Below are 22,046 nucleotides of genomic sequence, written 5' to 3'. Positions count from 1 at the left end.
AATTTCAATGCGAAAGTCCCTTGCAGCGGGCAGGTGCTGCAAGGGACTTTCTTATGATGAATTAACTTACTGGACGATCTTGTCTGATTGATCCTTTCAGGCCGCTTTGCGGTTTCCGGACACGTTCATGGCCCGGTCCATGTGGCGGACCTTGGTCAGGATCTTTTTGATGATCCTCTTATAGTGGGGCAGGTCCTTGGGTACGTAATGTGACTTTGCCCTTGCCAGTCCTGCCATATCGAGGATTTCGTTATACAGGTATGGCAGGTAGAGCAGGTCCTGCCTAATGAAGAAATATACTTCATGAAGCGCTTTGTGGATTTCTTCCTGATTCTTGCCGTGCTTGCGGAAAAGTTTTTCAAGCCGTTTGGTGACGTGGTTCAGGGATGAGGTCCACTTCGGGCTGCGCGGTTCGAATACTGGAATATCGCGCGGAGTGGCGGTCATGTTCATGGCTGTTTTGAAATGTTCCATGCTGCCCGGAACTGCGGAGAGCAGGCCTTCCATGTTGACTTCATTCATATCCACATTGCGGGTGCCTTCGATTACTGCACAGCCGCCGTAGAGGTTATAGAACGGTGTACTCAGTTTTTTGATGTCATCTTCCATCTCACGCTTGGACGTGATGTACTGGACGGTAGAGGTCAGCTTTTCGCCGTCCGCGTTTTCCAGTTCCACCAGCATTGCCGGGTTGTATTGAGCGCCCGAGTTCTGGTGACCGGATGCGTGGGAAACCTGACCTTTCCATGCGAAGTCCTGACCAACCATCAGAACATGGTTGAATCCGCACCAGTCGAGGAATCTTGCCAGAGTGATACTGACGTTACTACCGGCATCGAAAACTTCTTCGTGGTTATTCAGGGCAAAGGTACCTAGTCCACCGACAGTCCACATGGGAATAGTTGGCCCGGGGTAGGCGGCAAGTACTTCGTGATCCAGCTTGGTGGAGTAGATGAGCGGAATGTCTTTGGCCCATTCATGATCCAACTGCTGATATACACGGCCCATGGATGCGTTGTAGTCAATACCAATGCAGAAGTGGGGCTTGATTCCGGCTTTATGCACAGCGGGAAGACCCTGCAACGAGGTTGTGAAAACCGCCTGTCCGGGATTTTTTGCCAGTTCAGGTCCGAATTTAGCCAGCGATGGACCAGCACCGAGAATGACTGCGCCCATGCCGCGTCCTGCTCCCTTGAGCGGAGCAATGCTGCCGTCTCCAAGGATGCGTGAAAAGTTATCCAGTTCGTTGCCGACCATAACGTCCTGCTTCAGGCGCAGGGTGGTCATCTCAACGGTGAATGATTCCAGCTTGTTGCGGATGGTTGAGGACCAGCGAGCGTATTCCGGTCCGATCTGCTGGCTGGGGATATCCAGTCTCAAATAAATTTTGCCGTATACGAATTGAAGGTCGAGTTCTTTAATGATATTCATCAGGCTGTTTTCATCGACCGGGCAAAAATGGAGCTTGCCGGCCTTCATGAAAGGACGGTAGTCGGTCTGGCCCAGACAGGCGAGCAGCATCTCAGGATTCGGTTCGCTGACAATGACTTTGTGGGTGTCGGGAGTATTCATCAATACCTGATTGACACCGTAACCCACGTTACAGCCTACAATGATGGTGGCACTTGTTTCTGGTTTGTCTTTGGCCTGCCAGCTCTTGTAGATCATGTTGGGCATGACGGTTTCAAATATGCCGCTGCCGTTTTCCATTTTCCAGTCGAGAATGTCCCACTTATTCTTGAAGAGAGATTCCTTCAGTTTCTCTTCGTCAATATCCTGACTGCTCAGCCAGGAATAAAAGGGCGGGTTGTATGTTGCAAGAGCTTCGATGTTGTCTTTAAGAAAAGGATAGGCTGACATTTGTTCCGTCCTTGGCAGACTGTTTATTAGCTGTAATTAGCCGGGTTCATTCCTTGCCCCGGATTTCAAACACTGATGATCTACTGCTCCCTTGTTTGCAAAATGATTGCCAGAAGTAAAAAGGACGCGGCCTGAAATCATTTTCTTAAAGATAATTAGTTGAAAGGATTAAATAAAATGTTTGTTCGTGATATTCTTGAGCTGGTCGGCGGAACCCCCCTTGTTGAAATGCGGGTCCTCAATCCCAATAAAAATGTCAAGATTCTGGCTAAGCTGGAAGCCATGAACCCCGGCGGTTCCATCAAGGACCGTGCAGCCGGGGCCATGATTCGCAAAGCCGAGAAAAGCGGGGAATTGACCCCGGATAAAATTATTATTGAAGCCACTTCCGGGAATACCGGTATCGGGCTGGCTATGGCTTGTGCTGTTCGCGGTTACAAGCTGATGCTGATCATGCCGGAGACCGCTTCCGAGGAACGCAAGATGATCATGCGTGCCTACGGGGCCGAGATTCTGCTCACCCCCGGTCATCTTGCTACTGACGGTGCCATTGAACAGGCTTACCGTTTTTACCGCGAGGAACCGGAAAAATACCTGCTCATGGATCAGTACAATAATGAAGCTTCCATTGAGGCTCATTATGAAGGAACCGGGCAGGAAATCTGGGATCAGACCGAAGGGAAAGTCACCCACGTGGTGGCCTGCCTCGGTACCACCGGAACAGTCATGGGTATCACCAAGCGGCTCAAGGAGTTGAACAAGGATATCCAGATGATTGCTGTTGAGCCTGAGCCGGGGCATAAGATTCAGGGCCTGAAAAATATGCAGGAATCCTATCCTCCCGGAATCTACGATAAGCAGAAGTTGGACCGTGTTATCCGGGTACAGGATAACGATGCTTTTGACGCCTGTCGCCGTCTTGCCAAGGAAGAGGGCGTATTTGTGGGTATGAGTTCCGGCGCTGCCATGGCCGGGGCTGCTGCCATCGCCTCCGAGCTTGAAGACGGACTGGTTGTGGCGATTTTTCCCGATGGAGGGGAGCGCTACCTTTCCACCCCGCTGTTCCGTCCGCAGGTTTTGAAAGGACCGAAAATCTTTGATCAAAGCAGCGGTGAAGACCGGGTTCTTTCCATTTCCGAAGCTGAAACCGGACTTTTCACCATGGGGCCGTCGTTCGACAATCCTTATGACCCAGAAGTGTTCAGGCGCATAGTGCTGCTCGATGTTCTGGCCCGTCATCTGGAACGCGAGGGTGCCAAGGTGTCCGCTCTGGTAGGCTTGGCTGATCTCGAGGACCAGACCCTTGCCGCCTCCCGTGAGCGGGGTGTGGATCGCGAAACTTTTTCCACTGAGATTGCCACTGCGGTACGTAAAGCCGCTTATCTGCTGGGCGTGCGCAAATCCATGCAGTTCGAGCGTGCTTCTGAGTCTGTGGACCGGACTGTGGAGCTTTGCCGCGCGCTGCTCGCTCATGGTCTGGCTTACGAGAAGCTGCGGTCCGTGTATTTTGATATCTCCCGCGACAAAGGTTACGGGCAGATGTCCAACATGGATATCGATAAGGTCAGCCTTGGCAAGACTGTGGATATGGATGATTACGTAAAGGAAAATCCGCGTGATTTTACTCTGCTCAAGAGGGCAACCCTGCAGGACCTCAAACTCGGTGACATCATCGAGACCGAGTGGGGTAATGTGCGTCCCAGCTGGTTCATGCAGCAGGCAGTGACCGCTCTTGAAGGTCTGCCCGGAGTAAGTCTTGTGCTGGCCGGGGAGATTCATCGCTTTCCGCATCTGGAAAACCTGCGCGCTATCTGGGCCGGAGCCAGAGTCGCGCCGCAAGCATGGATGGTAGCCCAGCCGGTACTTCCCGGCGGTCCGGTGTTGCCCTGTGTGGATGAGCTTCTGGAGCAGTCCGGTCAGCCCATCGCTGTGCGTATGTGGATGCTTTCATCATCCTACAAGAAACCGCTGGTGTGCAGCGAGCAGTCTATTTCCATGTGGGTCAAGAACCAGCAGAAATTGCAGGATCTTGCCGCAGGGTTGAGCATTCACGCCGGGGATTCCGGTCAGCTTTCCGAGGACATCGACCAAGAGGTCTTCACCCTCAAGTCCGGCCTTTCACAGGCCTTGAACGACAACCTCATGCTGCACCGCTTCTGGCCTATCCTGTTCAGCTTCACCAAGACCATCAACTCCCTGCTGGGTAGTGGCAAGCTTTCCGCTAAGGAAGCAAAATTTTGTCTAGACCAGCTCCTTGAAGTGGACGACATCCTAGGCATCCTCGATCACGAGGCCATGCCCGTGCCGTTCGTATCTCTGCCCGAAGAGGCCAAGGACCTACTCGAACAACGTGAACTTGCCCGTGCAAACAAAGACTTCACCACAGCCGACGGTCTGCGCGATAAACTTCTTGAGCTTGGCTTCAACGTAGAAGACAGCTCCGAGGGGGCGCGGGTTTTTCGGGTTAGGTAGGATTTATTTGGATATAGAAACACGAAATCCCCCTGCCGTGGTGCGGCAGGGGGATTTCGTGTTTGTTTAAATTGTTCTTTTTATGTGTTTAAAAAAGTAGTTTCTTATTAATGGCTTATTAGTGTTTAAGATAAATTCATAGTCAATTCTAGTATATATAAAAAACATAAAATTTACTGTCATTGCAGCGTAGAAATAATTTTTATTGTCATAATTTAAAACGTCGTTATTAAAAATATACCATTGCACTGACCATAGTATTATATGGACCGTTATAGATAAAGCTATAAGTATTTTATACTTGAGTGCTATTTTAAGTTTCTTTCTTGTTTTTCGTGATTTATGCAATTTCATAATTTTATCATCAACTTCGTTGAATGGAACTCCGCCCCATAGTTGCACTGTTCTTATCCAGAATCTAGTACAAACGTTTGGATAGAAGATGACTATCAATATTATAAATGTCATTGTCCACCAAATACAATATCCCTCGTTGTTGTAAAATAATATTATGTTGAAAAAAAGTAAGAGGGCAAAATTGTATGTTGCAAGAATATAAGGAACACAATGCCTAAGAGTTTTTGATATGGCTGGCTTATTGCATTTTAAGTAGTCAATAGATAAATTTTTTACATCTTCCCAACTGGTATGCTCAATTGTTTTTAATATTTTCCGTCGTATTCTATTCTTATAGAATTTGAGAGAATATAATTCTGCAAGTTTGCGTGATGCTAAGGATATAAGTGCCCAAACTGCAAAAAAGTTTAAATAGGAAAATATTGTCAACCCATAGTTTTGTAACTCTTTTAAGTTTCCGACATATTTGAAAAAAAGAAAAAAAATTCCAGAATTAAGAAGTATGAACGTATTGACGATTGTTTTTAAAGTTGCCTGTTTACTTTTTATTGTTTCGTCGATGCTGTTTAGCTCCATCTTCGCAATTTCAATACATTGCTCACTATTCTCCATCACCCCTCCCCCTCCTTTTGATAGATGTAAAGATATAGTGTCTTTATTATTATATTGATATTATGTCAAATGTCAGAAGGAGGAGCTAGTTGCACGTAGGTTAACTCATGTTGGGTGATGCACTGTTCCCTACTTCTTAGTCATCCGATAAACCCCATCCCAAAGTTCTCCTTCGGGGACAGGCGGATTGATCTTGTGTTCCTCGGCGCGCTTGATGAATACGTCCGAGGGGGTGAATTTGGTGTCGTCGTACAGCTCGTATTTGTTGGCTTCTTTGTATAGTTCAATAGCCTTGTCCCAGTTCTGGGCAACGTATTCTTCTCGGGCCTTGGCAAAAAGGTCGAAGAGGATTTCTTCGCTTTCGGTGAGGCCGCCTTTCATGGCTACCAGTTCATAGATTCGCACCGGTTCATTCTTACCGACAACCTGAATGTTATCGATAAGCCGTGCTTCCACGAGATCAAGAATCTTGTGGGTTTTTCCTTCTACATCCACTTCCTGATCCAGCGTGAAATGCGAAACCGCAGTGAATATGCCGAATTGCTTGGCTCCTTCTTCCAGACGGGCGGCGAGGTTAACAGCGTCACCCATCATGGTGTAGTCCATGCGCATGGATGAACCCATGTTGCCGACTACGATTTCACCTGAGTTGACCCCGATTCTGGTACGCATGTTGTGTACAACCTTGGGCCATTTTTCGCCCTTGGCCCATTGCTCTTCGGGGAAATTTTTGGTGTTGCGGTCCGGCTCATTGGGTAGCTGCCTTTCCTTGGCCCATTTTTCGCGCAATTCGATTCCCGCCCGCTGCATTTTTACCGCCACACGGCAGGCGCGCAGGGCGTGGTCCGGCACATCCATAGGTGCGCCGAAAAAGGCGATAATCGCATCACCTTCATATTTATCTAGAGTTCCTTTTTCTTCGATGAGGATGTCGGTCATGACCGAGAGATATTCGTTGAGCAGTTCAACCAGCTGCGGAGCGGTAAGCTTTTCCGAGAAGGTTGAGAAGCTTTGGATATCGGTAAAGTAGGCTGTGATTTCTCTTGCTTCACCACCGAGTTCCGGCATTTCACGGTTGCTGAACATCTCATCGATAAGTTCCGGGGCCAGATAGGATGAGAAGGTGGCTTGCAGGAATTTCTTCTGTCCTTCCTCTCGCCAGAATTTGATCAAGGTCAGCAAGGTGAAGTTTGTACCCAGTGCGATCAGAGCATACATGGGCGTAAGGTATGCATTGTATGCCTGAAAAACATGAAGCGAGCCGTAAACAATACCGGCACCCATGACCGCGATGGGCAGGATCATCCACATTGAGCGGGACCATGTCAGCAGGATCATGGAGATGATGCCCGCAGCGAACACCAGTAGCAGCTCCAGACCGGGTACCCAGTCCGGTTTAAGCAGGAAGTCACGGGTCAGGATGTTGTCCACTATGGTGGCGTGGACTTCAACTCCGGGATAGTCCGAAGCAAAAGGGGTAACTCTTAAATCGCGCAGTCCTGCAGCAGAGGTACCCATGAACACTATTTTACCCTTGAGTTCTTTTTTCCCGACCTTTCCGCTGAGGATGTCTTTGGCGCTGTAGTAGGGGAATTCTTCCATGCCGCCCCGGTAGCGGACCAGCATCTGTCCTTTGGCGTCAACCGGTATGGTTGTTTTGCCGACCCGGATGGACTCAATGCCGATGGGGCTTGTCTTGGCAATGATGTTCTTGCGGCCCATTGCCTTCATGAGTGTAGCGAGGGCGAGGCTTGGGTATTGTTTGCCGTCCATGGTGATGATCAGCGGAACCCGGCGGACAACTCCGTCATAGTCGGTGATTGAATTATAGAAACCGCACAGAGGTGAAGCTTTTGCCAGAACGGGCAGCGGACAGATTGCATCCCGTGCGCTTAGGGTAAGATCCTTGAGCGGAGGTGCCCCCTTGGCCTTTATCTGGGCAATGGGTAACGGTTTAACAAAGCAGGGCTGGTCATTCAGAGATGGAGTTTGTTCTTCCAGAAAATCAAAATAAAAGCCAAGTACAAAACGACCGCGTTCAAGCACATCAGCCAAGACCAGATCATTGTCCATTAATCCTTGAGGCAACCCTTTGAAATTAACCTCTACGCCCAATTCTTCGTGCAGGCTTTTTTTAATGGTTGCCGGGGAAGTTCGGTCCGGTTCTCCGATGAGAATATCAAGTCCGGTTGATAGTGCTCCGGACTGTTGGATTTTAGCCAGCAGCAGGGCCATACGATAGCGTGGCCACGGCCATTGCCCCAGTTCAGCAAGGCTTTCATCATCAATATCAACGATTACCGGGATATTGGTTTTAGTGCCTACAGGGCTGGAGCGCATAAGCTGGTCATAGATTTTGTAATCCACGAATTGCAGGATCGGCGGCTGAAAAATATAGAGGGATGCTGTCAGAAATGAAATAGTCAGCCCGGTGAGAAGTAAAAAGAAAGAATCTGAACCGGTGATTTTTTTTAGTACGCTCAGCATTTTTTTTGGATATGGGGTAAAATTTATGTTAATAGATATTGGTAAATACTATTTATATATGTATGAATCGTCTGGATTTTTCAATTAAATTTATATATATCTGTAACAATAAAGTTTAAATTAAGAAAGCATTCAACTTTAGCTGTTTAATATAGTTAGTTTTTTGGGGAGGGTTGTGTGGTGAAAGCAATTAAGGTTTTAATTTTGGGTTTAGCACTCTGCGTGATGGCAGGGGCGTTCAATATTGCTTCGGCACAGCAGGAAATGGCTCCTATGAATCCTGATCAGGCTGACGGTAAGCCTTATCTCAGAGCAATTCTCAATGACCTTCTTTCCACACATGACCGTATCAAGGCTGCTGAAGCACGTGTTGAATCAGCAGAACATCTTGTCTCCCAGAGTTGGTCCGGATGGACTCCGACTTTTGATATTTCCGTAGAGGGCGGGCGTGAAGAAATCGATAAGCCCGGTGGCGGAACCAACAAAGGTCGTAATGAAGAAAGAATTCAGGCCACCCAGCTTCTCTGGGACTTCGGCGGTGTGAATAGCGATATCGACAGCAGTAAAGCCTTGCTGAATGAATACAAAGCAGTTCTTGAACAGACTCGTCAGCAACTGATGATTCAGGGTGTTGAAGCTTATCTCGGTTTGATCCGGGCAAGGGAAACCCTTAAGTACGCAATTCAGTCCGAAGAAAGCATGAAGCGTCTTTCCGGTATGGAAGAAACACTGGTTAAGCGCGGAGCAGGTCTGTCTTACAAGGAACTCCAGATTAAGGCTCAGCTTGCCGGGGCGACTTCATACAGGGTTACAGTTGAACGCTCCCTCCAGACTGCCCGCAACCGTTTCAAGGCTGTCTACGGTTTTCCCATTGCCATAGATGAAATCGAAAAGATGGTTCCGGTGCCAATGCCTGCCAGCTATATGCCTGCATCCCTTGATGATGCCATCGTTCAGGCTCAGGCCCAGAACCCGATGTTGCTGCAGCTTAAATTTTCCAAGGAAAGGCTTTCCCACGATGTTGGTGTGCAGGAAGCCACCCTTTACCCCAAGTTCGAATTCGTACTTGAAGGTAAGAGAAGGGAGCAGGATCAGGGTGCCAGCGGTGTAAGAACCGAGAACAAGGCAACTTTTCAGGTTGGCTACTCCGGTTTTTCCGGCCTGTATGAATACGAGGCCACTCAGTCCGCCAAGGCCAATCTGCGCGAAATCCGCAAGCAGACCCTTGATGTTCGCCGCACAGTTGAGGAAAATGTCCGCAATGCATGGCTTGAACTTATGACTCTGCGTAAGAATGCAGAGCTATACAGGACTCAGGCTAACATTACTGCGGAATTCCTTGAACTGATCAAGAAAAAGAGAGCCACAGGTGAACAGGTGGAGTTGCTTGATATTCTTGTAGGTGAAAGGGATTACTCCACAGCTACCAGTGCCAGCGTTACTGCTGACATTGATAACATTATCTTTGCCTACAAGCTTCTCTATGAAATGGGCATGATGAACATTGATGTTTTCAAATAAGCTTTAAGCGCGAATTAGAAGTTTACTGAAAATTCCATGTGTGCATGCTCATGGAATTTTCTTTTTCCGGACAGTTTTTGATTTTCTTACTTTGGACAGAGGGTCGGTCACATGAGAGAGTTGTTGAGGAGATTGTCGCTACATCCGTTTTTGGCCTTCGAGATCTGCCTCGCGTCTTTTTTTATCAATATACTTTCCCTTGCTTCTCCCATCTTCGTAATTCAGGTCCTGAACCGTTACGTGGGTTATGGTTTTGACGGAACTTTGATTACACTCACCGTCGGAATGCTAATTGCCGGGGTTTTGAACCACGCTTTTACCGTGGTTCGGGTCCGTCTGGCTTCGGCTGTCAATGTGGGACCGGATCGTATGCTTTCCGAGACCGTACTGGGCTGCCTTGCACGGGCCAAAATGAGTACGCTGGGCAGGATTCCCCCGGCTCGTATTCACGAGCTTATGAGCGGGATACAGGTTGTGCAGTCCGGCTATGACGCATCCGTTATCTGCTCTGTTTTGGATATGCCTTTCTTGCTCCTTTTTGTGGGGGCTACCTTTTTTCTCAGTCCGGTGCTGGCCTTGATTACCATGCTGGCAATAGCGTGTTCCATGCTTGCGGGGTGGCTGAACATTCGCCGTGGCAAGCGGATGAATGATGCCATGCGTAATGAATCTGTGGTCCATCGCGGCAACCTTGCCAATGCCATCAGCGGTGCTGATACCGTCCGCGCATTTGGTGGGCGTGAATATCTGACTGGAGTTTTTCAGACCCAGATGGATAAACTGCAGCAGATCAAGCGGGATATGGTTCAGAGCGGAACCCGAGGACAGGCTGTCTTGCAGAGTATCGCCATGTTATTGCGGGTTATGGTTTATGCTGTGGGCGCGCGCGAAGTCGTTGCCGGATCAATGAGCACCGGCGGATTAATCGGTGCTTCCATTCTTTCAGGTAAGGCTCTGGCTGTATCAGCATCTTTTATGAAATCGCGGGCCATGATCGCTCAGGCCGGACAGATGATGCAGTCCTTGCATGAATTCGTCCGACAGCCCCTTGAATCCGAAACAGGAACAGAACTTAAGAATTATCAGGGCGCAATCGAAATCAAAGATCTCGGCTTTGCATATCCCGGCTCTACCGGACCTTTATTTGAAGGGCTGGATGTAAATATTGAGCCGGGTAATATTGTAATTGTTACCGGACATAACGGTGCAGGCAAGACATCCCTTGTGCGTTTGCTGCTGGGGCTTATTGATCCCGGACGGGGACAGATTCTTGTTGGCGGAGTAGATGTCCGACAGCTTTCTGCTCCGTGGTGGCGCAAGCAGGTTATCTATCTGCCGCAGGAACCGACCTTCCTGAATGCAACCATCAGGGAGAATATCTGTCTGAATGCACCGGGCATGGATGATGAGAGGCTGAATCGGGTCGTGGAAATCGCAGGACTCAAGAAATATCTTGATACCAGCGTTCAGGGACTGGAAGCCCAAGTGGTTAACGGCGGAGCTGAATTGGCCGTTGGTATCAGGCGCAGGCTTGCTCTTGCCCGTGCTCTTTCTGTGCAGGGGGCTGTCGCTATACTTGATGAGCCTGCCGAGGGTTTTGATATTGAAGGGTTGCGGGCCATGGACATGATTATCCAGAGCATGGTCAAGGTAAAGAAAACCATGATTATTGTTTCACAGGATATGCGTCTTATGCAGCGTGCGGATATCATTATCGACCTCGGAAATAAGCCGAAACCAAACGTTCTTTATCCTAAAAAGGATGTAGCGCCGGAGGATACTGAATCACCCAAAAGCGGGAGTGTGCAATGAACAGCATGAGCCCGGAATATTCCGGTGAAGTAACGGGTGCCAGCCATTTTTTCCTTTTCCTGTGCATAGTTATGTGCCTGGCCTTTCTGGCGTGGGCCTGCTACTTCCAGCTGGATATTGTCAGTCAGGCCGAGGGAGAGGTTATTCCCAGCTCAAGGGTTAAGCCTGTTCAGCACCTCGAAGGCGGCATTATCATGAAGATTAATGTTCGCGAAGGGGAAATGGTGGCAAAGGGACAGGAACTTGTCGTTCTTGAAGCAACTGCCAGCGATTCCACTGTTGATGAACTTGAGGTTCGCGTAACTTCCCTGAGGGTGAATATTGCCCGCCTGTCTGCCGAGGATAAAGGGCTTAAAGCTCCTGATTATCCTAAAGATATTTATGAAAAATTTCCGGCTCTTATTGAGAGGTCTCTGAAGTTATTTCAGACCCGTAAGGCCCGTGTCGAAAGTGACCTGCTTTCGGAGCGTGAAAAGATCAAGCAGCGTGAACAGGATATCAAGCAGATAACTTCCCGGCAGCGTAACTCGCGCAATAGCTTGCAATTATTGCGTGAACAGATTGAAATTAGTGCCGGATTACTGGAAGACGGGTTGACCTCACGTTACAAGCATCTCGGTTTTCTTAAAGAAGAGTCGAAGCTGAAAAGTTCTATTGAGGAGGATTCAGCGAAACTTGCCAAGGCCCGTTCTGCTTTGGCACAAGCTAAGGCCGATATCGGGGAGATCAGAAACTCCTATCTGGCTTCGGTGCGTGAAGACCTTCAGGAAGCACGAAGGGAATTTGCTGAGCTTTCCCAGCGTCTTAGAAAATTTGCGGATAACTTGAGCCGTACCATCATTCGTTCCCCGGTGGATGGGGTGGTTAAAACCCTGTACGTGGTCAGCGTGGGTGAAGTTGTGCGTCCCGGTATGACCATCATGGATATTGTTCCTGCCGGGGATAAGCTGGTTATTGAAGCGCGGTTGCCTATCAGTGATATCGGTTATGTTAAGGACGGGCAGAAGGCGGTGGTTAAGCTGGCTTCAAGCGATGCCGCACGGTTTGGCAATATTGATGGTAAGGTTGTCAACATCAGCCCGGATGCAGATTCAACTGATCGCGGATTGACCTTCTACAGGGTGCGTATCGAGACTGACAAGGATTTCTTTGAGCACGATGGTAATTACTACAAGCTTTTTCCCGGTATACGGGTGATTGCCGGAATTCATATTGGAACCCGTTCGGTGATGGAATATATTCTTGAACCTTTCATGGGCTCCATGAGCTATGCCATGAGGGAACGATGAGCACAACAAGCCCCGTTTCTTCTAAACAGGAAGGCAGGCAGCCTGAATGGATTGATACTATTCCGCCCAGGGTGAAGGAAGTTTTCGTTAGGGCTGTAAGGGCTCATTCAGCTGGCAATTATGAGGAAGCTGTAGCGCTGTACTCCATGGCTTTGAGCCAACTGCCGGATGATCCGGTCCTTTTGGGTAATCTTGGGGTGGCTTTGCGGGCGCAGGATAAATTTAAGGCCGCAGAATCGTGTTACCGCAGAGCAATTGCCGTTAATGCGGACAGTCCCGGTGCATGGAGCAATCTGGGCAATGTTCTGCGCAGGTTGGGACAGCTCAAGGAGTCAGTGTCCTGCCATCGCAGGGCAATTGAACTGGATCGCAAATTTATAGATGCCTATTACAACCTCGGATTGGTTTTGCAGGATCTCGGAAAACTGGATGAATCGATCCGGCTTTTTAATCACTGTCTGAAGTTTAAGCCTGATGACCACAGAATTAACTGGGATAAGTCATTGGCTTTATTGTCCAAAGGTGATTTCATAAACGGCTTTGAGCTTTATGAGTACCGTTGGAAACGTAAAGAACTGGTTCCCCGTCATTTCCGTCAGCCGCTTTGGGACGGATCCCCTTTAAACGGGAAAAGAATTTTTATTTATCATGAGCAGGGTTTCGGGGATACTTTGAATTTTTGCCGCTATCTTCCGCTTGTTGCCGAAGCCGGAGGTAGGGTTATTTTTGAGTGCCAGCCGGAATTGATTTCATTGCTGGAAGGAATTGACGGCATTGAAAAAATTGTGAGTGGCGGTGATAAGCTACCTGAATTTGATGTCCAGAGTCCGTTACTCAGCCTGCCGAGAATTTTAAAGCATGATCTGAAGTCCATTCCCCGGGAATGTCCTTACCTTACCGCTCCGGCACAAGCAGGATTTCCGGTTCATGTCCCGGAAGGTACTAAATTTAAGATTGGAATTGTCTGGGCCGGTAAGCCTACCCATAAAAATGACCACAATCGTTCGGTGAGCATTGAAAATTTCTTGCTGTTTGCCGGAATTCCCGGTGTGGCCATTTATTCCTTGCAAAAGGGACCGGAAACAAAGCAACGCGAGAATTTAGGTTGCGGAGTTCTGGTACGAGATCTCGGTAACGGCTGTGAGGATTTTGCAGATACGGCCAAGGTGATGGAGCAGCTGGACCTTATTATTACTGTGGATACTTCAGTTGCTCATCTGGCCGGAGCTTTGAACATACCCGTGTGGGTGGCGATTCCCTATAACCCGGATTGGCGCTGGATGCGTAAGCGCAAGGATTCTCCTTGGTATCCGAGCATGACCCTTTTTCGCCAGAAAAAGCCGGGAGATTGGAATCTTGTCTTTAACAACATGTTGGTTGCTTTGAAAAAGAAACTAAAAATTTAAGTATATGGCAATTCGGTGCTTTTTACTGAGAGTGCTGGACTGAAAGTGTCAGGTGCGGTAATTCATGAATCAGGATTAAAAAATTAATTAAGTTTTTAAAGTGAATTGAGGGGATAGCCAGTAATGTCGGGGAGTAAAATTCTGCTTGAATCCGGAACCAATGAAGTTGAGCTTCTGGAACTTTACCTTGATGAGGGGAGCGGCGATTCATATAAGCGTTGGTCATTCGGCCTGAACGTAGCCAAAGTAAAGAAAATTGTTCGAGAAGCAGATCTTACAAAATTTTCCGGTCATAAGCACGATGGTTCCGTTTCAAGGGTTGCGTCCTCTATTGATACCAAAAGTCCGTTAGTTCTGGGAATGTTTGAGTTTATGGGGACAGTCATTCCTCTCATTGACCTTAGCGGCTGGTTGCGTATGGAAGCTGTTTCCAAAGATCGGCGAATGGTTCTGGTCACTGAGTTTAATGAAGTTGTCAGTGCTTTTCTTGTTTCCGGGGTTAACCGCATTCACCGTGTCAGCTGGAGTGAGCTTGAATCACTGCAAGGCAACATGGCTAAATATGCTGAAGGCACCATCATCGGAACAGTAAAGCTTACCGATCCAGACCGTATCCTGCAGGTGCTTGATATTGAGCAGGCCATGGAAGACCTCAATCCTGCACGCGACAAGGCTGCTTTTGAAGAAGTGGAAGAGTCTGTGGAGTGTGTTTATCAGGCTATTTGTGCTGACGATTCCCGTTCCATGCGCAATCTGGTGAAAAATTCACTTGAGCGGGGCGGGTTTGAGGTTGATGCTTATCCCAACGGGCTCGAAATCTGGAAAGCTCTTAAAGAAATTTCTGCCAAAGTGTCCAAAACCGGACTGCATGTTTCCGAATTCGTACAGCTGATTGTCTCGGATATTGAAATGCCGGGAATGGACGGGCATGCCTTGACTAAGCGTATTAAGGAAGATCCAAATTTACGTGATCTGACCGTTTATCTTTTTTCCTCTCTTATTACTGAAGAATTATTGCATAAAGGTGATGCAGTCGGAGCGAACCGCCAGTACTCCAAGCCACAGATTGCCACACTGGTAAAGCAGGCGCGAGAGGACTTGGATGAGCTTTATAAATGTAAAGGTTAAAGCTGCTCTTCACCGCTCGCGATTAATTCCAGTGATGCTTCATCAATAATTTCAATTGTCTTACGTTCAACTTTGATAAGTCCCTGTTCACTCATCTTTTTGAAGACACGGGAGAGTGTCTCCTGAATGGTTCCCAGATAGGATGCGATCAATCCTTTGGGCAGGTCCAGTTCAAGTGTATTGGAATTCTGGGTGGACTTAAGCAGGAGCAGGTAGCTGGCCAGTCTTGCCGGGACTTCGCTGAGGCTGAGTGCCGCCACCTGATTGACCAGCTGACGCAGCCTTCCAGAAAGCAGAGCCAGCATGGACATGGCAAGGTCCGGGTCTTCGCGAATGACTCTTTCAAAATTATCGCGAGGAAAGTACAGTAGCTTTGATTTGGCAAGAGTCACCGCACTTGCCGGGTAGCATGCCCCTTGAAATACCGGCACCTCTCCGAAAATTTCTCCGGCTCCGAAAATATGAATAATCTGCTCCTTCCCGGCCAGTGATTCCCGGTAAATTTTTACCTTCCCGGATTTAATTGAGTAAAAGCCAGTCGCATCACTTCCTGCGCTAAAAATCTGTTCACCTTTCTTTAATTCACGAGGAACGACGATCTGTTCGAGTTTTGCCAACTGTTCAGCACTGAGGCCTGCGAAAAGGGAAATTTTGTTAAGCTCGTGTATCTTTTTCATTACATCATTCTTTTATAATTAATGGTGCCCGGTAAATGACTTAAGTCAGGGTTTGTGCCAAGTGTATCATGTACGATTAACTAACGGATAAAATGAAGAAAGGAAATAGTATGGATAAAACATCTGTAATCAATGCCTGCCGGGGAACTTCCGGGGGATGCCGTTTTGCGCTGCATGTGGATGAGGATTTTGCCGAGCGCCTTGAAAAGGTGATTGAAAAAAGTGGCTGGCCTGAATTCCTCCACCAAAAGTTCGGTGAGAAGATCAATAGGCATAAGCTTGTCAGTGTCAGCGCTGCTGCTTGTCCCAATGGTTGTTCACGCCCGCATGTAGCTGATATAGGTTTGATCCGGGCTTGTGTTCCGGTCATTGATCATGAAGGTTGTATCGGTTGTGAAGAGTGCATACGCAACTGTCCTGACGAAGCCATGGCAATGGTTGACGGTAAGGTAGTCATAACCCGCGAGAAATGTCTTGTCTGCGGCTATTGCACCAATGTCTGTCCCACGGAAGTTATCTCTTGCTCCCGTAGCGGCTGGCGTTTTCTTGTCGGCGGCAGGCTTGGAAGGCATCCTCGCCTTGGCATGGAGCTCCCCGGTGTTTATTCGGATGATGAAGTTTTGGAGCTGATCTCCAGATGCATGAAACTCTGGATGGATAATTACGTAGACGGCAAGCGTTTCGGTTGGGTTATGGACCGTGTCGGTCACGATAAAATCCTGCTGGAATCTTAGTTTGCTCAACGACAGGCGATAAAATGTCGGGACTTTTCATAATATCACTTTCTTATCTGCTATTGGCTGCTCATGCCCTGCGTGGCGGCGATGGCGGACTGGCTGTATTTATGATCGGAACTGCCGGACTTGCTTTCAGCAGGGAGCGTTGGGTCGGGAATGTTGCCGGGGTTATGCTCGGTTGCGGTTCGCTGATCTGGCTGGTTAAAGGTTCCAGTCTGATCAACCTGCGTATCGGCGTTGGTGAGGACTGGATCAGGCTGGCTGTGATAATGGGGGCATTATTCGCTCTAACTATTTTCGCTGCCGCCTATTGCTTCTCTCATGCCGGACGCGAGCGTTTCAGCCGGGGCAAGGATCAGGGGTGGTTCAGGGCAAGTATATTTTTACTGACAGTGCTGTTGCTGGAAATTACCCGCAACAAGGTCTCTTTTCCTATCCTTCTTGTTGATCGCTTTTTCCCCGGTTGGGGCAGGGCGGAGATATTTCTCTTAGCCTGCTACGCTTCATGGCTGGGTGGAAAAATGTTCAGTCCGGAAGGCGCAAAAATAATGCGCCCTCGTATCTGGGCTTTGTTCTCGCTGGTCTTTTTCGGACAGCTGGCCCTCGGACTTGCAGGAATTGAGCAGTTTCTGATGACCGGAAAGCTTCATTTACCTGTTCCTGCGCTAATTGCCGCAGGTCCGGTATATCGCGGTTCCGGTTTTTTCATGCCTATCCTTTTTACCGTATCGGTGTTGCTGGTCGGTCCGGCATGGTGCAGTCATCTCTGCTACATCGGTGCGTGGGATGATCAGTGCAGCCGTTTTGGTAACCTTAGACCTTCGCGTAAGTTTAATTCCCGGTTGATCTGGCTGCGACTGGTTCTTCTGGTCTTGGTGGTTGGCGCAGCTTGGGGGATGCGTGCGGCAGGAGTTTCTGCTGCAATAGCGGTCTGGAGTGCCGCTCTGTTCGGTTTAGCGGGGATAACGGTCATGTTTTGGTTTTCCCGGCGCATGGGCATGATGTTTCACTGCACGGCCTTTTGTCCTATGGGCATAGTTTCCAATCTGCTGGGTCGTATTTCTCCGTGGCGTATGAAAATTTCTGACGACTGCTGCAAATGTATGAAGTGCAGCAGGGCCTGTCGCTATAATGCTCTCAAGCCCGTAGATATCGAGGCGGGGCGTCCAGGAATTTCCTGTACCCTCTGCGGAGACTGTATTTCAAGTTGCTCCAGCTCCAGTCTCGGGTATCGGTTGCCGATAGTGACTCCTAAAACGGCCCGCATGATATTTTTGGTTATCGTGATTACTTTGCATGCCTTATTTTTGGGTGTAGCGCGCATCTAAGTACCAATTAAATTTAAGATTTATACTTTACAAAGCTCTATTAGGAAGTACTCTTAATAGAGCTTTTATTGTTGGTTACAAAAATGGTTTCGCAGGTCCTAATAGTATGGTATTTTCTTACCTGAACCGTTTGGTTTGCTTTATTCGTGAAAGGAGAAAAAATATGGGTCGTACTGTAGCTATTGATATTGATGCTTGTATCGGATGTGAAGCTTGTGTTGAAGAATGTCCTGATGTTTTTGCAATGGGGCCCGGAGATTTGGCTCAGGTCACTAATCCCGACGGGGCAGATGAAGAGTGCATTGAGTCGGCAATGGATATGTGTCCTGTAAACTGTATTATTTGGGAAGATTAAAAAGTTATAAAAAAAATCTCTCCCTTGACCTGAATCAAATACTTTTATCCGTTGTTTTCCTAATTTGGACTCAACGAATGAGAAATCAATCCTGAATGCGGGGTATCGCGGATGACACCCCGCCTCAGGTTAAACTTTAAAAAAGAATTTAACGGGAAGAGGGAAAAATTATGGCTTTTGATCTGAATCAAATACTTAAAAAGGTTACTTCGATATTCGGTAATGAAGAAGTAGAAAACCAATTACCTGAAAAGGAGTTTAGAATGTTTTGTAACCAGTGTGAACAGACAGCGAAAGGACAGGGTTGTACCGTTAAGGGTGTTTGCGGAAAGACTGATGAAGTCTCTGCCATCCAAGACCTTCTGGTACAGATTCTTGTAGAACTCGGTACCGTTGCTACCGCAGCACGCAAGGAAGGCATTGCGGTTTCCAACGAAGTTAACCGTCTCACCGCTGAAGGTGTGTTCTCCACCCTGACCAACGTTAACTTTGACGACGAAAGATTTGTTCCGGTCATTAAGAATGTTGCTGCTGCCCGTGACGAACTGGCTGCCAAGGTCAGTGCAGACTGTGGCAAGCTGACCAAAGTTGCAGGCACTGCTGCTGAACTGAGCAAGCAGGGTGAGGCATTCCCTGTAACCTCCTTTGATGAGAACGAAGACCTGCGTTCCCTTAAGCAGATCCTTGTATACGGCCTCAAGGGTGTTGCCGCATACACTGATCATGCCGCCATTCTCGGTCAGGAAGACGATGAACTCTACGCTCAGATCCACGAAGCTCTTTCCGTAGTACCCCAGCAGCTCGGCATGGAAGAGCTGGTCGGTTGGGCTATGAAGTGCGGTGAAATGAACCTCAAGGCCATGGAACTGCTTGATGCAGGTAACACCGGCGCTTACGGTCATCCCGTTCCTACCGAAGTACCCCTCGGTGCTAAGGCCGGTAAGGCCATCCTCGTTTCCGGTCACGATCTTAAGGATCTGCGCCAGCTTCTCGAGCAGACCGAAGGTACCGGAATCAATATTTATACCCACGGCGAAATGCTGCCCTGCCACGGTTACCCCGAGCTGAAGAAGTTCGACCACTTCTATGGACATTACGGAACCGCATGGCAGAATCAGGCCAAGGAATTTGCACAGTTCCCCGGTGCAATCCTTATGACCACCAACTGCATTCAGAAGCCTGTTGAAAGCTACAAGGGCAATATTTACACTACCGGCCTCGTAGGCTGGCCCGGAGTTACCCACGTAACCAACGGTGACTTTGCTGAAGTAATCGCAAAGGCACAGGAACTTCCCGGTTTCGAAGCTGACACTGACAACGGCAAGGTTCTCTGCGGTTTCGCCCGTAATAGCGTTCTCGGTGTAGCTGACAAGGTTATCGAAGGTGTTAAGGCCGGTGCCATCAAGCATTTCTTCCTCGTCGGCGGTTGCGACGGTGCCAAGCCCGGACGTAACTACTACACTGATTTCGTAGAGCAGGCTCCTCAGGATACCGTTATTCTGACCCTCGCTTGCGGTAAGTTCCGTTTCTTCGACAAGCAGCTCGGCGACATCGGCGGTATTCCCCGTCTGCTGGATATCGGACAGTGCAACGATGCCTACTCCGCAATCCAGATCGCAGTAGCGCTTGCCAATGCATTCGAATGCGGCGTTAACGACCTGCCCCTGTCCATGATTCTTTCATGGTACGAGCAGAAGGCAGTATCTATCCTGCTGACCCTGCTGCACCTCGGCATCAAGGACATCCGCCTCGGACCCAGTCTCCCGGCATTCGTAACACCCAACGTGCTGAACTTCCTCGTTGAAAACTTCAACATTATGCCCATCAGCACCCCTGAAGAAGATCTCAAGGCAATTCTCGGTTAGGGAATGCCTCCGGCGGCCGGGGAGGGGAAAACTCTTGCAAGAGTTTTCCCCTCCCCAGACCCCACCCCTTTCAGAACCTTTTAATAAGCTGTCGCTCTGTTAATCAGAAGATTTTTAGTTAACCTCATAAATTTATTTTTACCTGTTTGAGCGGCGTTTACGATTTAATACAAATTTCCGCTTTGGGTTTAATCCCCCGAGGCACACCTGAAACTGACTAAAACGTTTTGGGATTCTTAAACCCTTTTGGAAAAGGGTTTAAGGCCTCCGGCAGGATCGCCGAAGGCATCTTAGAGAAAAAGCGCGTAAGCGCATCAAATCCTAAGCCCTGTAGGGGCGCAGGAGGATAATAAAATGAAAGTATTACGTAAGATGATTTCTATAGATGAAGATCTTTGTGACGGTTGCGGCCAGTGCGTACCGGGCTGTGAAGAAGGCGCATTGCAGATTATTGATGGCAAGGCCAGGCTTGTGGCCGAGAAGTACTGTGATGGCTTGGGCGCATGTCTGGGCGAATGTCCCACCGGTGCTCTGAAGGTCATTGAAGTGGAAGCCGATGATTTTGACCCTGAAGCAGTTAAAGAACTGCTTACCGAACAGGGCCGTGCGGTTCCTGATCACATGCCTGATCCTAAAAGCCTGCATCTGGATGGTTCTAAGGCTAAGCCTGCTTCCGGAGGTTGCGGCTGTGCAGGATCTAGGATTGAGGCTTTTGCTCCGGCAGCTTCTCCCTGTCAGCAGGCCAATGTACCGACTGATGCAGAGGCCGGTCCTTCGCATCTGACCCACTGGCCGATCCAGATCCGCCTAGTACCTGCTGATGCCCCGTTCCTGAAGGGTGCGGACCTGCTGCTTACCGCAGACTGTGTGGCTGTTTCGATGCCGGGCTATCATGAAAGATTCCTGCCCGGTAAGAAGGTTCTCATGGGCTGCCCCAAGTTTGATGATGTGCAGCTTTATGTACAGCGTCTGGCTGAAATTTTCAGCGTGAGCGGCATCAAGTCCATCACTGTGCTGGAAATGGAAGTTCCCTGTTGCTCCAATTTCAGTAGAATTGTGGCTGCAGCCCTCAAGCAGGCCGGAGCTGATATTCCTGCAGAAAAGATAATTGTGAAGCGTACCGGTGAAATTAAGGCCAAGACCACCCTTGACCAGCCTGTACCTCTCTAGGATTTCAAAAAGAAGGATTCATCTACCTCCTTTGACTATATAAGCCGAAACGGGGCATCTCCGAATTGTTTGGAGATGCCCCGTTTCTATTTGAAAAGACTGTTTTAATTCATAATATCCTGCTCAAAACCGGGCTGGTTGTTGAACTGGTCCGGTACGTATTGCGGCTGTGCAGAAGATTGAGCTGGGGTGCGTTTTTCATACGGTCCAGAGGTGTTGACCATTGGATAGATGTTCGGATCTTCTTTTATGGGCAGCAGGGCTTTAGTCTTGGAATTGAGCGGCACGGTCCAGTCCCATGATCCGAGAATTTCACCGTCAGCAACTGTTGAAACTGCGGCGGTAACAAAAATTTGTTCCTTGCCGACGGAATATGCTCCGGCAAGAACGCATTTTTCCGGCGGGGCGAGATCTTCATCAAGGGCGCCAAGAGGAAAGCGGGAACTATCAGCAACAATGGCGAATCCTTTCTGGGCAATACGTGAGGCAACCTGCTCGGTAAGTACTTTGGCAAAGTCCGTCTGTAGGGTACTGCCACGAAGTCGGAACATGGATACGGTAATGGGGGAACCCGGAGGCAGCCTTTCTTCAAGCTGGTTCGAAATCTGGTCCCCGGCATTGTAGTTCAATTCCACCATAGGGGTATTATCTTCCTTGAAAAACGGTCCGGTTGTAGGCCGTTTGCCGAGATAGTCCAAGGTCCGTTCTTTATAGCCCGCTGAACATGCGCCAAGGGCCAGAAGTGCGGCCAGTGCCAGTATCAAGCTGATTGTTCTGCCTTTCATGAAAGTTCCCTGTTTTTAAAATATGAGCAATATTGCAATAGGTTGCTGACGCTAAGTTAATTGCAATGAAAATGCCACGGAGCAAAAGAGCCGCTTAAACAGCCTGTTGACCCCGTGGCTATTTGATTTGCAGAGGCAAACCGGGCAGATAAAGCCGGAAAAATGGCAATCATAGCCAGTAAGGA

General features: G+C 48.7%; 16 protein-coding genes. 11 read left to right on the top strand and 5 right to left on the bottom strand.

Annotated elements, in window-relative coordinates; all coding sequences use genetic code 11:
- Positions 1-96: 96 nt before the first annotated feature.
- Positions 97-1,860, bottom strand: a complete 1,764-nt coding sequence (locus ACNI23_RS09865; protein ID WP_420248328.1) for a motility associated factor glycosyltransferase family protein — start codon at positions 1,858-1,860, stop codon at positions 97-99.
- 177 nt (positions 1,861-2,037) lie between these two features.
- Here ACNI23_RS09865 and ACNI23_RS09860 point away from each other — a divergent pair, with 177 nt between their 5' ends.
- Positions 2,038-4,332 carry a cysteine synthase gene (locus tag ACNI23_RS09860; protein WP_420248327.1) on the top strand — a complete coding sequence of 765 codons (2,295 nt, stop codon included), beginning with the start codon at positions 2,038-2,040 and terminating at the stop codon, positions 4,330-4,332.
- 66 nt (positions 4,333-4,398) lie between these two features.
- On the opposite strand, the gene ACNI23_RS09855 is transcribed toward ACNI23_RS09860, so the two are convergent.
- Positions 4,399-5,304 carry a hypothetical protein gene (locus ACNI23_RS09855; protein WP_420248326.1) on the bottom strand — a complete coding sequence of 302 codons (906 nt, stop codon included), beginning with the start codon at positions 5,302-5,304 and terminating at the stop codon, positions 4,399-4,401.
- A 126-nt stretch (positions 5,305-5,430) separates the two neighbouring features.
- Positions 5,431-7,788, bottom strand: a complete 2,358-nt coding sequence (locus tag ACNI23_RS09850; RefSeq protein WP_420248325.1) for a CHASE2 domain-containing protein — start codon at positions 7,786-7,788, stop codon at positions 5,431-5,433.
- 177 nt (positions 7,789-7,965) lie between these two features.
- Here ACNI23_RS09850 and ACNI23_RS09845 point away from each other — a divergent pair, with 177 nt between their 5' ends.
- From ACNI23_RS09845 to ACNI23_RS09825, 5 genes are all read left to right on the top strand, one after another.
- Complete coding sequence (locus tag ACNI23_RS09845; RefSeq protein WP_420248323.1) at positions 7,966-9,309, top strand: TolC family protein; 1,344 nt, start codon at positions 7,966-7,968, stop codon at positions 9,307-9,309.
- 132 nt (positions 9,310-9,441) lie between these two features.
- A complete protein-coding gene (locus ACNI23_RS09840; RefSeq protein ID WP_420248321.1) occupies positions 9,442-11,121 on the top strand; it encodes an ATP-binding cassette domain-containing protein in 1,680 nt (559 codons plus the stop codon).
- A complete protein-coding gene (locus ACNI23_RS09835; RefSeq protein ID WP_420248319.1) occupies positions 11,118-12,410 on the top strand; it encodes an HlyD family type I secretion periplasmic adaptor subunit in 1,293 nt (430 codons plus the stop codon). Before ACNI23_RS09840 ends, ACNI23_RS09835 begins: the two co-directional genes overlap by 4 nt.
- Entirely contained in the window at positions 12,407-13,816 is a 1,410-nt protein-coding gene (locus ACNI23_RS09830; RefSeq protein WP_420248318.1) for a tetratricopeptide repeat protein, read from the top strand. Before ACNI23_RS09835 ends, ACNI23_RS09830 begins: the two co-directional genes overlap by 4 nt.
- Before the next feature lie 123 nt (positions 13,817-13,939).
- Complete coding sequence (locus ACNI23_RS09825) at positions 13,940-14,944, top strand: chemotaxis protein (RefSeq protein WP_420248316.1); 1,005 nt, start codon at positions 13,940-13,942, stop codon at positions 14,942-14,944.
- Here ACNI23_RS09825 and ACNI23_RS09820 read toward each other — a convergent pair.
- Positions 14,941-15,621, bottom strand: a complete 681-nt coding sequence (locus ACNI23_RS09820) for a Crp/Fnr family transcriptional regulator (protein WP_420248315.1) — start codon at positions 15,619-15,621, stop codon at positions 14,941-14,943. The genes ACNI23_RS09825 and ACNI23_RS09820 overlap by 4 nt on opposite strands.
- Before the next feature lie 110 nt (positions 15,622-15,731).
- Here ACNI23_RS09820 and ACNI23_RS09815 point away from each other — a divergent pair, with 110 nt between their 5' ends.
- From ACNI23_RS09815 to ACNI23_RS09795, 5 genes are all read left to right on the top strand, one after another.
- Complete coding sequence (locus tag ACNI23_RS09815) at positions 15,732-16,355, top strand: 4Fe-4S dicluster domain-containing protein (RefSeq protein WP_420248314.1); 624 nt, start codon at positions 15,732-15,734, stop codon at positions 16,353-16,355.
- Between the two features lie 23 nt (positions 16,356-16,378).
- On the top strand, positions 16,379-17,686 hold the full coding sequence (locus ACNI23_RS09810; RefSeq protein WP_420248313.1) for a 4Fe-4S binding protein: 1,308 nt from the start codon (positions 16,379-16,381) through the stop codon (positions 17,684-17,686).
- 163 nt (positions 17,687-17,849) lie between these two features.
- Positions 17,850-18,041 carry a ferredoxin gene (locus ACNI23_RS09805; RefSeq protein WP_015852718.1) on the top strand — a complete coding sequence of 64 codons (192 nt, stop codon included), beginning with the start codon at positions 17,850-17,852 and terminating at the stop codon, positions 18,039-18,041.
- Positions 18,042-18,304: 263 nt separating this feature from the next.
- The gene (hcp, locus tag ACNI23_RS09800; protein ID WP_420250564.1) at positions 18,305-19,906 is read left to right on the top strand and encodes a hydroxylamine reductase; all 1,602 of its coding nucleotides are present in this window, start codon (positions 18,305-18,307) and stop codon (positions 19,904-19,906) included.
- 354 nt (positions 19,907-20,260) lie between these two features.
- A complete protein-coding gene (locus ACNI23_RS09795; RefSeq protein WP_420248312.1) occupies positions 20,261-21,076 on the top strand; it encodes an ATP-binding protein in 816 nt (271 codons plus the stop codon).
- A 104-nt stretch (positions 21,077-21,180) separates the two neighbouring features.
- Here the strand turns inward: ACNI23_RS09795 and ACNI23_RS09790 are convergent, their stop codons facing one another.
- Complete coding sequence (locus ACNI23_RS09790; RefSeq protein WP_420248311.1) at positions 21,181-21,861, bottom strand: hypothetical protein; 681 nt, start codon at positions 21,859-21,861, stop codon at positions 21,181-21,183.
- Positions 21,862-22,046: the final 185 nt, after the last annotated feature.

Source organism: Maridesulfovibrio pacificus (SeqCode) (genome assembly GCF_048612815.1).
GTDB lineage: Bacteria > Desulfobacterota > Desulfovibrionia > Desulfovibrionales > Desulfovibrionaceae > Maridesulfovibrio > Maridesulfovibrio pacificus.
Note: the sequence above shows the minus strand (reverse complement) of the source record. Positions and strands in the feature narration are given on the sequence as shown.